The organism is Intrasporangium sp. DVR (assembly GCF_040365325.1).
Taxonomy (GTDB): domain Bacteria; phylum Actinomycetota; class Actinomycetes; order Actinomycetales; family Dermatophilaceae; genus Intrasporangium.
Window position 1 is genome coordinate 220963 of sequence record NZ_BAABZW010000003.1, and the last position, 14929, is coordinate 235891.

Here is a 14929-nt window from a genome sequence, read left to right on the forward strand (position 1 = left end):
AGCTGCACACTCGACCGGCAGGATCGAGTGTGCAGCTCGCGCCGCTCCCAGGGTGCTCAGTCCGCCTGGCGGAGCAGGTAGGTGTCCATCACCCAGCCATGACGCTCGCGGGCGTCGGCCCGCACCCGTGCCACCTCGTCGATGACGTCGGCCAGCCGACCGCGGACCAACAGCTCGTCGGCCGACCCCAGGTAGGCGCCCCAGAGCAGCTCGAGGTCCGGGTACCGGTCGACGAGCCCTCGGCAGGCGAGGTGGCCGTCGAGCATGACGACGACGTCGCCGAGCCGCGGGTCGTACTCGTCGGCCAGCCGGCGGCCCGTCGTCACGTGGATGGGCGCGCCGATCCGGTTGAGCGGCACGCGGTGCCGGGCGGCGAGCAGCTGCGGCGCGCTGATGCCGGGGATGACGTCGTGCTCGACGTCGAGCCTCCCGGTCAGCGCGTCGACGATGCGGATCGTCGAGTCGTAGAACGCCGGGTCGCCCCAGACGAGGAAGCCGACCGTCTCCTCGTGCGGCTCGAGCGTCGCGATGACGTCGGCGTAGGCGTCCACGCGCGCTGCGTGCCAGTCGCGCACACCTCGGCCGTATGCCGCTGGGCTCCGTTCCGCGTCTGGTCCCCTTTCCGGGTCGGTGACCTCCACGACGCGGTAGGTGCGGTCGGCGGGGATGGCGGCGTCACAGACCGCCTGCCGGGCTGCGAGCAGGTCGGCGGATCGTTCGCCCTTGTCGGCGACGAGGAAGACGTCGACGGTGGCCAGGGCGTCGACGGCCTCGCCGGTGAGGTGCCGCGGGTCGCCCATGCCGATGCCGATGATCCGAATCCGCTTGATCACGAGCGAGCTCCGACGCGGGTCATGGCGAGCAGGCCGTCGATGTCCACGTGCTCCTCGAGAGCATCGGCGAGGGTCTCGAGCATCCGCTCGCGTCGGTCCGTGAAGCTCGGCGCGCCGGGCTCCGGCAGCCAGAGCGACCCTGCAGCCCGGGCGACCTCGGCGAGCCAGGCCCGCCGGAACGCATCGCTCTCGAAGGCGCCGTGCCACATGGTGCCCCACACCTGACCGGCCCTCCAGCCGTCGAGGAACGGCTCCGCCGCAGGGGTGGCTCGGTCGACGCAGGGGTGGGCGATGCCGTGGTGGATCTCGTACGCCCCCTCAACGGGGTGGTCGCGCCAGGTGCCGCTGGGCCGGGCCAGGACCTTCTCGGCCGCGAACTCGACCCGGGTCGGCAGCAGCCCGAGCCCGGGGACGATTCCGACCTCGCCCTCGACGTCGTCCTCGATCTCGTCGGCGAGCATCTGGTAGCCGCCGCACACGCCGAGCACGGGTCGCCCCGCGGCGGCTCTTCGCACCACGACGTCGGCCAGGCCGTTGTCCCGTAGCCAGGCGAGGTCCCCTGCGGTCGAGCGGGACCCGGGCAGGACGAGCAGGTCGGCGGCGTCGCACACGGCAGGGTCGATGGTGACGAGGACGTCGACGCCGGGCTCGGCGGCGAGCGCGTCGACGTCGGTCGCGTTGGAGATGCGCGGCAGCCGGACGACGGCGACGCGCAGCCGCTCCCGGGCCGTCGCTGAGAGCGACGTCGACGCGCGCCAGTGGCCGACCTGGAGAGTGTCCTCGCTGTCGAGCCACACGTCGAGCAGCCACGGGATGACCCCGTGGAAGGGCACTCCGGTGCGCCGGGTGATCTCGTGCAGACCGGGCTCGAGGACCGACACGTCCCCGCGGAACTTGTTGATGACGAAGGACTTCAGCAGCTCGCGGTCGCCCTCGTCGAGCAGCGCCCACGTCCCGTAGAGCGAGGCGAGGATCCCGCCTCGGTCGATGTCGCCGACGACGACGACGGGCAGGCCGAACTCGCGGGCGAGTCCGAGGTTGACGTAGTCGCCGACCCGGAGGTTGATCTCGGCGGGTGACCCGGCGCCTTCGCACACGACGAGCTCGTACTCGTCTGAGAGCTCCCGGTAGGCGGCGAACGCGGCGTCGCGCAGGTGAGCGCGCCCAGCGGCATACTGACCGGCCTCGAGGGTCCCCGCGGGCTGCCCGCGGACGACGATGAAGGAGCGGCGGTCGGTCCCGGGTTTGAGCAGGACCGGGTTCATCGCCGTGGTCGGCTCGACGCGGGCCGCGAGCGCCTGGACGTACTGGGCCCGCCCGATCTCGCCGTCGACGCACACCATGGAGTTGTTGGACATGTTCTGGGCCTTGAACGGCGCGACGCGGATGCCGCGGCGCGCCAGCGCGCGGCACAGCCCGGCGACGACGACGGACTTGCCGGCGTCGGACGAGGTGCCCGCGACGAGGATCCCGGACGCCGTCACGACCGACTACCTGATTGACTGCCCGCCATGCGGATCCTCCTTCTCGGTGGCACGGGTGAGGCCCGTGCGCTCGCCGCCGTGCTCGTGGACCGTGGCCACGACGTGGTGTCGAGCCTCGCGGGCCGGGTGAGCCGGCCGGCCCTGCCCGTGGGCAGGGTGCGGACGGGTGGCTTCGGTGGCGTCGACGGACTCGTCGCCCACCTGAGTCACCATGCCGTGCGAGCGGTGGTCGACGCGACCCACCCGTTCGCTGCACAGATCTCCGCCAACGCGGCAGAGGCCTGCGCGCTGACCGGTGTCCCCCTCGTGCGGCTGCAGCGGGCCGGCTGGGAGCGTCACGCCGACGCTGGGCGGTTCCACTGGGTGGCCGACGTGGAGGTGGCCCGAGTCGCAGCCGAGGGGCTGGGGGTGCGGCCGTTCGTGACGACCGGTCGTCAGCAGCTCGAGGTCTTCGCCGGGTGGGACGACCGCTACGTCCTCGCGAGGGTGGTGGACCCGCCGCACTGGCCGGTCCCGGCGTCGTGGGAGCTGCTCCAGGCGCGCGGTCCCTACACGTATGCCGCCGAGCGGGCGCTCATGGAGGACCGTCGGGTCGACGTGCTGCTGACGAAAGACTCGGGGGGTGCGCTGACCGAGGCCAAGCTCGAGGCCGCGGCTCGCCTGTGCGTTCCGGTGGTCGTGGTGCGCCGCCCTCCGCTGCCCGACGGGGTGGTGGTCGTCGAGGAGCCGGCCGCCGCGGCTCGGTGGGTGGAGTCGCTCGGCTGAGGCGGTCGGCTCGTTCACGCGAGCACGTCGAGTGCGGCGACGGCGCCGATGACGGCCACGGCGGGGGCGCCGATGCGTTCGTGGGCAGCGGTCTCGGCGATGGTGTCGAGGGTCGCCCGGACCGTGCGCATGCTCGCCATCCCGGCGTCGGCGACGACGGCTGCCGGCGTGTCGGCAGCGAGGCCCTGCGCCATGAGCTCGGCCGTGATGGCGGCGAGCGTGGCCACGCCCATGAGGACGACGAGCGTGGTGCCACTGCGGGCGAGGGCTCCCCACTCGACGGTGCTGCGCGGGTCACCGGGTGGGACGTGGCCGCTGACGACGCTGAAGCCCTGGACGAGGTCGCGGTGGGTGACCGGGATGCCGGCGAGAGCCGGGGCGGCGATGCTCGACGAGATCCCGGGGACGACGGTGACCGGGATGCCCGCGTCCCGGCAGGCCTGGGCCTCCTCGCCGCCGCGACCGAAGACGAAACCGTCGCCGCCTTTGAGCCGCACGACGATCCGCCCACGCCGGGCGTGCTCGAGGAGGATGGCGTTGATGCGTTCCTGGGGCGTGAACTCGCCGCGCGGGATCTTGCCGACGTCGATGATCTCGGCGTCCGCCCGGGCGTGGGAGAGGGCGGCGAGCGGCGCGAGCCGGTCGTGGACGACGACATCGGCGGCGCGGATGGCGTCCAGCCCTTGGAGAGTGAGCAGGCCGGGGTCGCTCGGCCCGCCGCCCACGAGCACCACCTCGCCGGCGCCGATGCCCGCTCGGGGCGGGGTGGCGGTCGCGCCGCGCATGACGACGTCGTATGCCGTGTGCTCGGCTTCCGCGCAGAGCTCGATGAGTCCCCGGTCGGCGAGGTCACGAACGGACGTGGGTGGCTCGGCGCTCTCGACGGTGACCGTGGCCCCGTCGTGGAGCAGTGCGTGGATGGTCGAGATGGTGTCGGTTCCGATGCGGGTGAGGAGAACCGATCGTCCGGTGAACGAGAGGTCAAGAGGCACGACGGCTCCTTCGGAGGTCGGTCAGGGCACTGGCGAGCGCGGCGCTGACGTCGGGGGTCCGCACGGCGACGCGGATCCAGGTGGGGCCGAGGCCGGGGAAGGTCTCGCCGCGTCGGACGGCGAGCCCGCGCGAGGCGAGATTCTCGCGGATCGAGCCGGGGCCGAGGCTTGAGGTGTCGACGAGCACGAAGGGGGCTGCCGAGTCGGCGAGCACGGTGAGACCCGCGACGGTCAGCGCGTCGACGAGGACGGCGCGGTGCTCGGCGATGAGCCGGGCCTCGGCGCCGGCCTCCGCGACGGCCCGCGACGAGCTGCAGGCCACCATGGCCGCGAGGGCCGGGGAGGAGACGGACCACGGTGGCTGGACGGCCGCCAGCCGGGCGATGAGCTCCGGGTCCCCGACGACGTAGCCGGCCCGGAGGCCCGCGAGGCCCCAGGTCTTCGTCAGTGACCGCAGCACCAGCATCCCGCGCAGGTCCGTTCCGGGGTGCAGGAGCGACTCCGGCTCTCCCGGCACGGCGTCCATGAAGGCCTCGTCGACGACGAGGACCCGTCCGTCACCGCACAGGGCCCGCAGGGCCGCGGCGGCGTGGAGGACCCCGGTGGGGTTGGTCGGGTTGCCGACGACGACCAGGTCCGGGTCACCGGGGACGGCGGCAGGGTCGAGTCGGAAACCGTGCTCGGCGGTCAGCAGGTGCCGCTCGACGGGACGCCCCGCGGCGCGGAGGGCAGCCTCCGGCTCCGTGAACTGAGGATGGACGACGAGGGCTCGACGCGGGTCGAGGCCCCGGGCGATGAGGGTGAAGGCCTCGGCGCCGCCCGATGTCGGCAGCACGCACCCCTCGTCGACGCCGTGCCGGGCGGCGATCGCCTCTCTCGCCGCGCTCGTGGCCGGGTAGGTGCCGAGGCCCTCGATGGTGCGGCCGATGACGTCGGCGAGCCACGGGGGTGGGCCGGGTCGGCGGACGTTGACGGCGAGGTCGACGAGCCCCGGCCGCACGTCCCGGTCCCCGTGGTGCAGCAGGTCGGTCCCCTGGTCACCCGGCGTGGGCGACACGGGCAGGAACTGCGCACTCGACGAGGGCGGGACAGGCACGAACTGCGCGCTCGACGCGGGGGAGGAGGCGGCGAAGGCGTGGACCGCCTCGGCGAACCTCCGGGCCAGGGCCGGGTGGCCCGCCCAGTGGGTGTGGAGGTAGGACGCGTGCACGGTCGGGACGCCTGAGCCGACCGGGTCGAGGGAGATGCCGTCCGGGCGTCCGTCGAGCAGCCACGCAGCCTCCGGGCTGCCGGTCCACTCGACCGTGGTGCGGTGGAACTCGTGCCCGGTGACGCGGGTCCCGACGCGGCCCATCAGTGAGGGGGCCGGGACGACGGCCGTGCGGTAGCCGAGGGTCAGCCTCGGGCCCATCGTCGCCCGGCCCGGCACGGCGCCGACCATGGGGTGCCCGTCGACCGAGGCGCACAGGTAGAGCAGCCCGGCGCACTCGGCCACCGTCGGCAGCCCCGCTCCGACGGCCCCGCGGATCGCCTCGCGCAGGGCCGAGTTGCCCGAGAGCTCAGCGGCGTGGACCTCCGGGAAGCCGCCGCCGAGGTAGAGCCCTGCCGTGCCGTCGGGCAGCGAGGTGGAGCGCAACGGGTCGAAGACGACGGGAGCGAGCCCAGCGGCATACAGCAGCTCTTCGGTCTCGGGGTAGCGGAATGTGAACGCCCGCCCGCCCGCGATGGCGACGACGGGACGCCGGCCCGCGACGGCCCGACTCCCGACGGCCGCGGCGGGGTCCCACGGCGCCGCGGTGAGAGGAGGCGCGGTGTGGGCGATCCGCAGGAGGGCGGGCAGGTCGACGTGGTCGGCGACCCGCTGTGCGAGGTGGTCGACGAGGGTGGCTGAGCCGTCGAGCTCTGCCGCGGGCACCAGGCCGAGGTGGCGCGACGGTGCCTCGACGCCGGCATCGCGCGGGATCAGGCCCAGGACGGGCACGCCCGTCGCCTCGACCGCCTGACGGACCTCGCGGACGTGCCGCTCGGACGCGGCCTTGTTGAGGACGACGCCGCTGATCCGGGTGTCCGGGTCGAACGTCGCCAGGCCGTGCACGATGGCGCCCGCGGTCCGCGACGTGTGGCTGATGTCGAGGACGAGGACGACCGGGCTGCGCGTGAGCGCCGCGACGTGCGCCGTCGAGGCAAGGCCCTCCGTGCCGATCCGCCCGTCGAACAGGCCCATGACGCCCTCGATGACAGCGACGTCGCTCGGGCCGCCCGCAGCGGCGCCGTGGAGCAGGAGGGGCTCGACGAGGTCCTCCCCGCAGAGGAACGGGTCGAGGTTGCGGCCCGGCCGGCCCGTGGCGAGCGCGTGGAAGCCGGGGTCGATGTAGTCGGGCCCGACCTTGAAGCCGGCCACGTCGAGCCCCTCGCGGCGCAGGGCCGCCATGATGCCGGTGGCCACCGTCGTCTTGCCGTGGCCGGAGGCGGGCGCCGCGACGACGAACCGCGGCAGCACCGTGGCCGAGCGGCCGGTCACCACTCGATCCCGCGCTGGCCCTTCTGGCCGTCGTCGAAGGGATGCTTGACCTTGGTCATGTGCGTGACGAGGTCGGCGAGGTCGAGGACCGGCTCGGGGCAGCGGCGCCCCGTGATGACGACGTGCTGCCGGCCCGGGCGTCCGGCCAGGGTCCTCACGACGTCGTCGACATCGACCCAACCCCAGGTCAGGGGGTAGGTGAACTCGTCCAGGACGTAGAGGCCGTGCGTCTGTGCCTGGAGGCGCCGCTTGACCTCGGCCCAGCCCTCCGCGGCCGCGGCGGCGTGGTCCTCCTCGGTGCCCTCCTTGCGGGCCCACGACCAGCCCGAGCCCATCTTGTGCCATTCCATCGGCCCGCCCCGGCCGGTCTCCCGGTGGAGCTCGCCGAGCGTCTCGACGGCCGTCTGCTCGCCGATGCGCCACTTGGCGCTCTTGACGAACTGGAACACCCCGACCGACCAGCCCTGGTTCCAGCCGCGCAACGCGAGGCCGAAGGCGGCCGTCGACTTCCCCTTGCCCTCGCCGGTGTGGACCATGACGAGGGGGCGGTTGCGGCGCTGACGCGTCGTCAGGCCGTCGTCGGGAACGTGTGTGGGTTGGCCCTTCATCAGGCGACCAGTCCTCTCGTCCTGACCGGGTCGGCGTGGTGTCCACGGACGACCCCGGTGATCGTGTCGGCAGCGACCTCGCCGACGGGCAGGTGCTCGGCGCCGAGCCAGGTCGCGAGCTTGGCGGCGAGCCCGAGCCGGAAGCGGCCGGTCTCGCAGTCGACGACGACGGCGTCGACCTGCTCCTCGCGCAGCCGCGTCGCCACGGTGACCGCGCGGGAGAGCGCGTCCGGACCGGCGGTGGCCCGGCCGTCGGTGACGACGACGAGGAGGGGGCGTCGCCGCGGGTCGCGGATCCGCTCGACCCGCAGCGCGTCGTAGGCCGTCAGCAGACCCTCGGCGAGGGGGGTACGACCCCCGTGGGCGAGGTCCTCGAGCCGGCGGGCCGCGACGTCGACCGAGGAGGTCGGTGGCAGGACCAGCTCCGCGCCGGTGCCACGGAAGGTGACGAGCCCGACCTTGTCGCGCCGCTGGTATGCGTCGAGGAGGAGCGAGAGCACTGCCGTCTTGACCTCCTCCATCCGGCGCCGAGCTGCCATCGACCCGGACGCGTCGACGCAGAGGAGGACGAGGTTCGACTCGCGGCCCTGCCGGACCGGTCGGCGCAGGTCGCTCGGGTCGAGCCGGAGGGGGCCGTCGGTGCGGCCACGGCGTTGCTGGTGCAGGGCGGCGGCGCGGATCGTGGCGGGGAGGTGGAGGCCTCGCGGAGCAGGCCCGGCGGTGCGGCCGTGGCCCGACGCGGTCGTGGCCCCGATGGAGTGGCCGGTCGAGGTGATGGCCCTGCTGCGACGCCCGGACTCGCCGCGGCCGAGGCCCCGCACCGTGAGCACGCGCGCGCGGTAGGGGCGCCCCGCGGCGGCGGTCCCGGAGTCGGCTGGTCTGCCGTCCGGCGTCAGCGGCGCGTCGCTGTCGGCGGCGGGGTCGGCTCGGTGTGGATCGGACGGAAGCGAGTCGGCTGCCCGCTCAGGTGAGGGATCACCCGGCGGATCACCGCGGTGTTCGTTTGTCGCGTTGTCGAGGGCATCGCCCGGACCGCCGTCCGGGTCGTGGGGGCCGTGGGGGTCGTGGGGGCCGTGGGGGTCGTGGGAGCCGTCGGATCCATCACCGGGCTCGTCCGGTGCCTGGTCGGGCGGGCCGTCCGGCGGGTCCTCGCCGAGGATCCGGTCGAGCAGGTCCTCGTCGAGACCGGGCGCGTCGAACGGGTTGCGGCGGCGACGGTGCGGCAGCGCGAGGCGGGCGGCGGCGCGGATGTCGGCGCGGGTCACGTGGCGACGCCCCGACCAGGCAGCGTGTGCCATCGCGGAGCGAGCGGTGACGATGTCGGCGCGCAGGCCGTCGACTTCGAACGCGGCGCAGACCTCGGCGATGAGGATGAGCATGGGATCGGGGAGCGTGACGTCGGCCAGCCGGGAGCGGGCCTCGGCGATCCGCTCGCGGAGGCTGTCCTCGTCGGCGGCGAACCGGGTCCCGAACGCGGCCGGGTCGGCGTCATGGGCCAGGCGGCGGCGGACCACCTCCGCGCGGGCGGCCGGCTCCCGGGGCGCGGCGACCTCGACGGCGAGGCCGAAGCGGTCGAGCAGCTGCGGCCGCAGCTCCCCCTCCTCCGGGTTCATCGTGCCGACGAGGACGATCCGGGCCTGGTGCGAGACGGACACGCCGTCGCGCTCGACGGTGCAGCGGCCCATCGCGGCGGCATCGAGGAGGACGTCGACGAGGTGGTCCTGCAGGAGGTTGACCTCGTCGACGTAGAGGATCCCGCGGTTGGCCGCGGCGAGCAGTCCCGGCTCGAAGGCGGCCACTCCGTGGCCGAGGGCCTGCTTCAGGTCGAGCGATCCGATGACGCGGTCCTCCGTGGCGCCGACCGGCAGCTCGACGAGACGGGCGGGCCGGGTCGCGGGCGCCGCGTCCGAGCCGTGGGGTCCGTCCGGGCAGGCAGGGTCGGGGCCGCCGGGGTCGCATCCGAAGCGGCACCCGCCGACGACCGCCTGCTCGGGCAGCACGCCGGCGAGTCCACGCACAGCGGTCGACTTGGCCGTGCCCTTCTCACCCCGGACGAGGACGCCGCCGACGCCGGGGGAGACGGCCGTGAGGACGAGCGCGAGGGCCAGGTCGTCGGAGCCGACGATGGCCGAGAACGGGTAGACGTGCACGACGAGCCTCCTGCGGGTGCCTCGCCCGCGTGGTTGACCGGACCGGACCCGGCGGGCACGGCCGGCGTGGGGAGATGTCCTGGCTTCCCCCCGACCAGCAGGTCGGGGTGGTTCACAGTGGCGGGACCGCTCCGGACTCGCACCGGATTCCTCTCCTCACGCCGGGACGCAGTCTGGCAGAACCCGGGGGCTCGGGTGTAGCCGGTCCGCGGCTCGGCGCTAGGGTCAGCGCCGTGATCGAGGTCGTCGGTGTCGCAGCACAGGGTCTGGCGTCGCTGACGCCCGAGGCGCGGGCGGTGCTCGACGGTGCCGAAGTGGTTCTCGGCGGGGCCCGCCACCTCGAGATGCTCGATCAGCGTCCCGGGCGGGAGCTCATCCCGTGGCCGTCGCCGCTCAGGGCGAACCTGCCCGCAGTGCTCGCCATGGTCGCCGGCCGCCGGATCGTCGTCCTCGCAAGCGGCGACCCCCTCGTCTCCGGCGTTGGCGCCACCCTCGTCGACCTCCTCGGGCCGGACGCGGTCACGATCCGTCCCGCCGTCTCGTCAGTGTCCCTTGCGAGGGCCGAGATGCGCTGGGGCGCAGAGGACTCCGACGTCATCACGCTGGTCGGCCGGCGTTTCGACCGCCTTCGTCGCGACCTGTCCCCCCGGGCCCGGCTGATCTTCCTCACCCACGGCGACGACGCACCTGCCCGCATCGCGACCCTGCTCACCGAGGAGGGATACGGCGCGAGCCGTCTCACCGTTCTCGGGGACCTCGGCACCCCAGCACAGTCGCGCACCGAGGGCATCGCGCGGTCATGGGACCACGGCGCGGTGCCCCGCCTCCACCTCGTCTGCGTCGAGTGCATCGCGGACGCGGGCTCGACCTCACGGTCCCTGACCCCCGGGCTGGACGACGCCGCCTTCGACAACGACGGACAGCTGACCAAGCGGATCGTCCGCGCCGCCGCGCTCGCGCACCTCGCGCCCCAGCCCGGCGACGTCATGTGGGACCTCGGCGCGGGCGCGGGTTCGGTCGGAATCGAGTTCGCCCGCAGGCATCCCCGGATCCGCGTCCACGCCGTCGAGCGGGATCCGCAGCGCGCCGCCCGGATCCGGCGCAACGCGGACCGGCTCGGCGTGCCGACCTTGGAGGTGGTCGTCGCCAGCGCCGGTGACGCCAGCGGGATCCTGCCGCCACCCGACGCCGTGTTCATCGGCGGCGGCGCGAGCGGCTCCCTCATCAGAGCGGCGTGGTCGGTCCTGCGACCCGGAGGGCGCATGGTCGTGCACGGAGTCACCGTCGAGACGGAGATGACCCTGCTCGCCGCCTACCGCCTGCACGGAGGTGTCGTGAGCCGCATCGCCGTCGAGGACCTCGAGCCGATCGGCTCCTTCACCGGCTGGAAGCCGTCCCGCACGATCACCCAGTGGGCCGCCACCAAGCCGCGCCCGCACCCGATTCCCGAAACCGAGCCGGAGACCACGTGACCGTCCACTTCATCGGTGCCGGACCGGGCGCCGCCGACCTGCTCACCCTGCGCGCCGTCCGGCTGCTGGCGGAGTCGCCGGTCTGCCTGTACGCCGGGACGTACATCGGCCCCGAGGTCCTCTCGCACTGCCCCGACGGGGCGACGCTCATCGACACCGCGCAGCTTCACCTCGACGACATCATCGGCCACTGCGTGGCGGCCCACGAGCGCGGGGAAGACGTGGCCCGGCTCTGTTCCGGCGATCCGTCCCTCTACTCGGCGGTCGCCGAGCAGACCCGTCGCCTCGACCACGCGGGCGTGCCGTGGGACGTGACGCCCGGGGTGCCGGCGTATGCAGCCGCGGCGGCGCTCATCGGCCGCGAGCTCACCGTGCCCGAGCTCGCCCAGACCGTCGTCCTGACCCGCGCCCAACGCGAGTCGACGAAGATGCCGGAGACCGAGTCGCTCGCCCACTTCGCGCGGTCCCGAGCGACGCTGGTCCTCCATCTGGCGATCCGGCGGAGCCGTGAGCTCGCAGCGTCACTCGTGGGCGACTACGGTCCCGACTGCCCCGTCGTCGTCGTCGCCAACGCCGAGCAGCCCGACCAGCAGATCCTGCGGGGCACTCTCGCAGACATCGGCGAGCAGGTGGAGAGAGCCGGGCTGCGGCAGGCCGCGGTCATCCTGGTCGGCTGGGCGCTCGCCCCCGGAGAGTTCGTCGAGTCGCACCTCTACGGCACACGGGTGCGACGACCCGTGGGGTGACCGGCTCCCGGGTGTCGTGCACCGTCGTGCCATACTCGCCGCACCCAACTGTGCCAGCGCACGGAACCCGGTGTGAGTCCGGGACGGTCGCGCCACTGTGACCGGTCGCCACGTGCGACCGGGAGTCAGATACGAGCCTGGCACGGCTGTTCCAGTGGACGCGTCATCCAGGAGTGAACTGTGCACATCGCTGAAGGCTTCCTGCCGCCCTTGCATGCGGCGGGGTGGACCCTCGCCGCAGCCCCCTTCGTCGTCCACGGCGGCCGCGCCGTCGTCAGGGAGCGTCGCGAACGTCCGGAGACGACGCTGCTCCTCGGTGCCGCAGGCGCCTTCACCTTCCTCCTCTCGGCGATCAAGCTGCCGTCGATCACCGGCTCGTCGAGCCACCCGACCGGCGTCGGCCTGGGCGCGATCCTCTTCCGCCCCCCGGTCATGGCGTTCCTGTCCACGGTCGTGCTCTTCTTCCAGGCCCTCCTGCTGGCCCACGGGGGCATCACGACCCTCGGTGCCAACGTCTTCTCCATGGGCGTGGCCGGCCCGTGGACGGCGTACGCCGTGTGGTGCGCCCTGCGCCGGGTCAACCGGGCCGTCGGGGTGTTCGCGGCCGTCGCGCTGGCCGACCTTGCCACGTATGCCGTCACGTCGGCGCAGCTCGCGCTCGCCTTCCCGGACCCGGGCACGGGATTCGCGGGCGCGCTGGTCAAGTTCCTCGGGGTGTTCGCCGTCACCCAGGTGCCGCTCGCGGTCGCCGAGGGTCTGCTCGCGGTGCTCGTGCTGCGACTCCTGGGGGAGGTGGCCCGGCCCGAGCTCGAGCGGCTCGGGGTCCTGCCCGGCACGGCGACGGTGGTCGCGGAGTCAGCCCGATGAGTCGTCGAGTGACCAACGTCCTGCTCGGACTCGCCGTCGTCAGCGTCATCGGCGTCGCCTTCGCCATCGGTGGCCTGCGGGAACCCGTGGGGGACGAGCCCTTCGGCGGGTCCGATGCCCAGGCGATGGCCCTCGTCGAGTCCGCCCACCCTGACTACGAGGCGTGGGTCGAGCCGTTCTTCAGGCCGGGGTCCAGCCAGATCGAGTCCGGCCTCTTCGCCCTTCAGGCAGGCATCGGCGGGATCGCCATCGGCTACGTCGTGGGACGCCTGCACGAGCGCCGTCGCGTGACCACGACAGGTCGGACCGAACCCGGACCGCGGACGGCGCAGACGTGAGGGGCGGCTTCCCACTCGACGACGCAGCGTGGAGCTCCCCGTGGCGGCACCGAGCAGTCGGGGACAAGCTCGTGCTCTCCGGAGGCCTGCTCGTCACCGGCCTCGTGCTCCCGGTCTGGCCCGCTGCGGTCCTCGTGGCCGGCGTCGCCCTCGTGGCACTGCTCGGCCCAGCTCGAGTTCCCGGGGCGGTTCTCGCGCGCACTGTGGCTGCGCCGTTCGTGTTCATCGGGATCGGCGCGATCTCCGTCCTGGTCAGCCTCCGGTGGCAGGGTGGGCTGTCGCTCGCGGTGACCGACGGGACCCGACAGTCGGCGCTCGCAGTGCTCGGACACGGGACCGCCGGCACGCTCGCCGTCCTCCTCGTCGCCGCGACGACGCCGATGGCCGACCTCCTCGGAGGACTTCGACGGCTCCGCGTGCCGGAGGCCTGCGTCGATGTCGCCGGGCTCGTCTACCGGCTGGTGCTCGTGCTGTTCTCGACCCTGGTGCAGATGAGCGAGGCCCAGGCCGCCCGACTGGGCTACCGCGACCGGCGCGCCACGCTGCGCAGCGCCGCAGCCTTGAGCGTCGGTCTGCTCATCCGGTCATGGGAGCGGGCCCGACGTCTCGAGGAGGGGCTTGCCGGACGGGGGTACACCGGCAGCCTTCCCTCGCTGGAGCCGCCGCGCCGCACCTCCCTGCCGTTCGTGCTGACCAGCCTGGCGGTGCTCGGAGCGCTCGTCACCACCTCGCTCCTGGTGGGGGGTGACCTGAGTTGGGCCACCTCAGCCTGAGGGCCAGGAGGATCAGCGTGTCGTACGACGGTCGGGCCGTGCTGCACCGCGCATCCCTGGACGTGGAGCCCGGGTCCCGGGTGGCCGTCCTCGGGGCCAACGGCTCCGGCAAGACGACTCTGCTTCGTGTCCTCTCCGGGGCGCTGCGCCCCGAGGAAGGGGATGTCCTCGTCGGCTCACAGCCCCTGAGGCACAGCAGGGCCGGCCTTGCAGCACACCGTCAGCAGGTCCAGCTCGTCCTGCAGGACCCGGACGACCAGCTCTTCGCCGCCGATGTCGCCCGGGACGTGTCGTTCGGGCCCCTCAACCTGCGCCTGCCCGAGGCGGAGGTGCGGTCCCGTGTCTCGGAGGCGCTCGACCTCCTTGGCCTACGCGACCTCGCCGACCGGGCCACCCACCAGCTCTCCTTCGGTCAGCGCAAACGCGTGGCCATCGCCGGCGCCCTCGCGATGCGTCCCTGTCTCCTGCTCCTCGACGAGCCGACCGCTGGTCTCGACCCCACCGGGGTGGACGAGATGCTCACTGCCCTCGGGCGGCTCGAGTCACACGGGACCACCGTCGTGCTCTCGACCCATGACGTCGACCTCGCGCTCGCCTGGTCCACCGCCGTGGCGGTCGTCGAGGAAGGCCGCGTGCACCAGGGCGAGCCGGCCCAGCTCCTCAGCGACCCGGACCTGCTGGCCCGCGCCAGACTGCGCAGGCCCTGGGTCCTCGAGCTCGCCGAGCGACTCGGCGCCGTGCGGGCGGACGAGTCGCGTCCGAAGGACCTCGAGTCCCTCGTGGCTGCGCTCACCCGGTGAGCCGGGGGAGCGCAGCACGAGGTGCCGACCCGACGATGACGGCCACCAGGTCGCGCGGCCGGGTCAGACCGCACCGGGAGGACGACCGTCAGAAGCTGCAGTTGCCCGGGTCCGCGGCGTCGATGCGTACCGCCTCGCCGACCGGGACGTCGAGGTAGGTGACCGCGATCTCCAGCGTGACGTCCGAGCTCACGTTGCGACCCAGGTGGACGTGCCCGTAGCCGGGGTCGACGTAGACCTCGCCCGCCGTGTAGTCGTGGCCCGTGCAGGACTCGTCGTCGCTCTCGTAGATGGTCAGGGTCCCGGCCTTGACCACTGCGACGGCGATGCCGGGGTGCGTGTGCCAGCCGGTGTGGCCACCCGGGGCGATGGTGAGGTTCTGCACGACGACGTCGTACGGCGCGTTCCCGCGCGTCTTGACCTTCTCCACCGCGGTCCCTCGAGCGACGACGGTCCCCGAGACTCCGGAGCCCGGTGTCGCGGACGCCGGCAGCGCCAGGGCCAGCATGGCCCCCGCCGCGATCACTGCAACCGTCTTCTTGTTCATGGCCTCAGCCTTTCGCCCAAGTGCTGTGCCGAC

Annotated in this window: 14 protein-coding genes and 2 riboswitches; of the genes, 7 read left to right on the plus strand and 7 right to left on the minus strand. The window is 73.5% G+C overall.

What is annotated here, in order from left to right; genetic code table 11:
- Positions 1-56: 56 nt before the first annotated feature.
- Entirely contained in the window at positions 57-833 is a 777-nt protein-coding gene (gene cobF / locus ABWV20_RS03925) for a precorrin-6A synthase (deacetylating) (RefSeq protein ID WP_353353515.1), read from the minus strand.
- Positions 830-2317, minus strand: coding sequence for a cobyric acid synthase (locus ABWV20_RS03930; RefSeq protein WP_353353516.1), 1488 nt, complete (start codon positions 2315-2317; stop codon positions 830-832). The genes cobF and ABWV20_RS03930 overlap by 4 nt, the downstream gene beginning before the upstream one ends.
- Positions 2318-2344: 27 nt before the next feature.
- Here ABWV20_RS03930 and ABWV20_RS03935 point away from each other — a divergent pair, with 27 nt between their 5' ends.
- Positions 2345-3082, plus strand: coding sequence for a cobalt-precorrin-6A reductase (locus ABWV20_RS03935; RefSeq protein ID WP_353353517.1), 738 nt, complete (start codon positions 2345-2347; stop codon positions 3080-3082).
- A 14-nt stretch (positions 3083-3096) separates the two neighbouring features.
- Here the strand turns inward: ABWV20_RS03935 and cobA are convergent, their stop codons facing one another.
- Genes cobA through ABWV20_RS03955 form a run of 4 tightly spaced genes read right to left on the minus strand, consistent with a single transcriptional unit; the run spans position 3097 to position 9353 of the window.
- On the minus strand, positions 3097-4074 hold the full coding sequence (gene cobA, locus ABWV20_RS03940; protein WP_353353518.1) for a uroporphyrinogen-III C-methyltransferase: 978 nt from the start codon (positions 4072-4074) through the stop codon (positions 3097-3099).
- Positions 4064-6595: a bifunctional hydrogenobyrinic acid a,c-diamide synthase/histidinol phosphate aminotransferase CobBC gene (gene cobBC, locus ABWV20_RS03945; protein WP_353353519.1), complete on the minus strand. Its 2532-nt coding sequence runs from the start codon at positions 6593-6595 to the stop codon at positions 4064-4066. The genes cobA and cobBC overlap by 11 nt, the downstream gene beginning before the upstream one ends.
- On the minus strand, positions 6592-7203 hold the full coding sequence (gene cobO / locus ABWV20_RS03950) for a cob(I)yrinic acid a,c-diamide adenosyltransferase (protein ID WP_502901752.1): 612 nt from the start codon (positions 7201-7203) through the stop codon (positions 6592-6594). Before cobO ends, cobBC begins: the two co-directional genes overlap by 4 nt.
- Positions 7203-9353 (minus strand): magnesium chelatase subunit D family protein, encoded by a 2151-nt coding sequence (locus tag ABWV20_RS03955; protein ID WP_353353520.1) that lies wholly within the window; start codon positions 9351-9353, stop codon positions 7203-7205. Before ABWV20_RS03955 ends, cobO begins: the two co-directional genes overlap by 1 nt.
- A gap of 75 nt (positions 9354-9428) precedes the next feature.
- Positions 9429-9503: riboswitch (cobalamin riboswitch) on the minus strand.
- 83 nt (positions 9504-9586) lie between these two features.
- Between ABWV20_RS03955 and cbiE the strand changes: the two genes are divergently transcribed.
- From cbiE to ABWV20_RS03985, 6 genes are all read left to right on the plus strand, one after another.
- Positions 9587-10825, plus strand: a complete 1239-nt coding sequence (cbiE, locus tag ABWV20_RS03960) for a precorrin-6y C5,15-methyltransferase (decarboxylating) subunit CbiE (RefSeq protein ID WP_353353521.1) — start codon at positions 9587-9589, stop codon at positions 10823-10825.
- Complete coding sequence (gene cobM, locus ABWV20_RS03965) at positions 10822-11571, plus strand: precorrin-4 C(11)-methyltransferase (RefSeq protein ID WP_353353522.1); 750 nt, start codon at positions 10822-10824, stop codon at positions 11569-11571. The genes cbiE and cobM overlap by 4 nt, the downstream gene beginning before the upstream one ends.
- 19 nt (positions 11572-11590) lie before the next feature.
- Positions 11591-11726: riboswitch (cobalamin riboswitch) on the plus strand.
- A gap of 25 nt (positions 11727-11751) precedes the next feature.
- The gene (locus ABWV20_RS03970) at positions 11752-12438 is read left to right on the plus strand and encodes an energy-coupling factor ABC transporter permease (RefSeq protein WP_353353523.1); all 687 of its coding nucleotides are present in this window, start codon (positions 11752-11754) and stop codon (positions 12436-12438) included.
- A complete protein-coding gene (locus ABWV20_RS03975) occupies positions 12435-12776 on the plus strand; it encodes an energy-coupling factor ABC transporter substrate-binding protein (protein WP_353353524.1) in 342 nt (113 codons plus the stop codon). The genes ABWV20_RS03970 and ABWV20_RS03975 overlap by 4 nt, the downstream gene beginning before the upstream one ends.
- Positions 12773-13549 (plus strand): cobalt ECF transporter T component CbiQ, encoded by a 777-nt coding sequence (gene cbiQ / locus ABWV20_RS03980; RefSeq protein ID WP_353353525.1) that lies wholly within the window; start codon positions 12773-12775, stop codon positions 13547-13549. Before ABWV20_RS03975 ends, cbiQ begins: the two co-directional genes overlap by 4 nt.
- A gap of 17 nt (positions 13550-13566) precedes the next feature.
- Positions 13567-14349, plus strand: coding sequence for an energy-coupling factor ABC transporter ATP-binding protein (locus ABWV20_RS03985; protein ID WP_353353526.1), 783 nt, complete (start codon positions 13567-13569; stop codon positions 14347-14349).
- Positions 14350-14437: 88 nt separating this feature from the next.
- Here ABWV20_RS03985 and ABWV20_RS03990 read toward each other — a convergent pair whose 3' ends face one another.
- The gene (locus tag ABWV20_RS03990) at positions 14438-14896 is read right to left on the minus strand and encodes a cupin domain-containing protein (protein ID WP_353353527.1); all 459 of its coding nucleotides are present in this window, start codon (positions 14894-14896) and stop codon (positions 14438-14440) included.
- Positions 14897-14929: the final 33 nt, after the last annotated feature.

Bases quoted from the DNA above. Each gene is read 5' to 3' on its own strand.
- ABWV20_RS03935 (WP_353353517.1), top strand. From the start codon at position 2,345: ATGCGGATCCTCCTTCTCGGTGGCACGGGTGAGGCCCGTGCGCTCGCC.
- cobO (WP_502901752.1), bottom strand. From the start codon at position 7,203: ATGAAGGGCCAACCCACACACGTTCCCGACGACGGCCTGACGACGCGT.
- ABWV20_RS03975 (WP_353353524.1), top strand. From the start codon at position 12,435: ATGAGTCGTCGAGTGACCAACGTCCTGCTCGGACTCGCCGTCGTCAGC.
- ABWV20_RS03990 (WP_353353527.1), bottom strand. From the start codon at position 14,896: ATGAACAAGAAGACGGTTGCAGTGATCGCGGCGGGGGCCATGCTGGCC.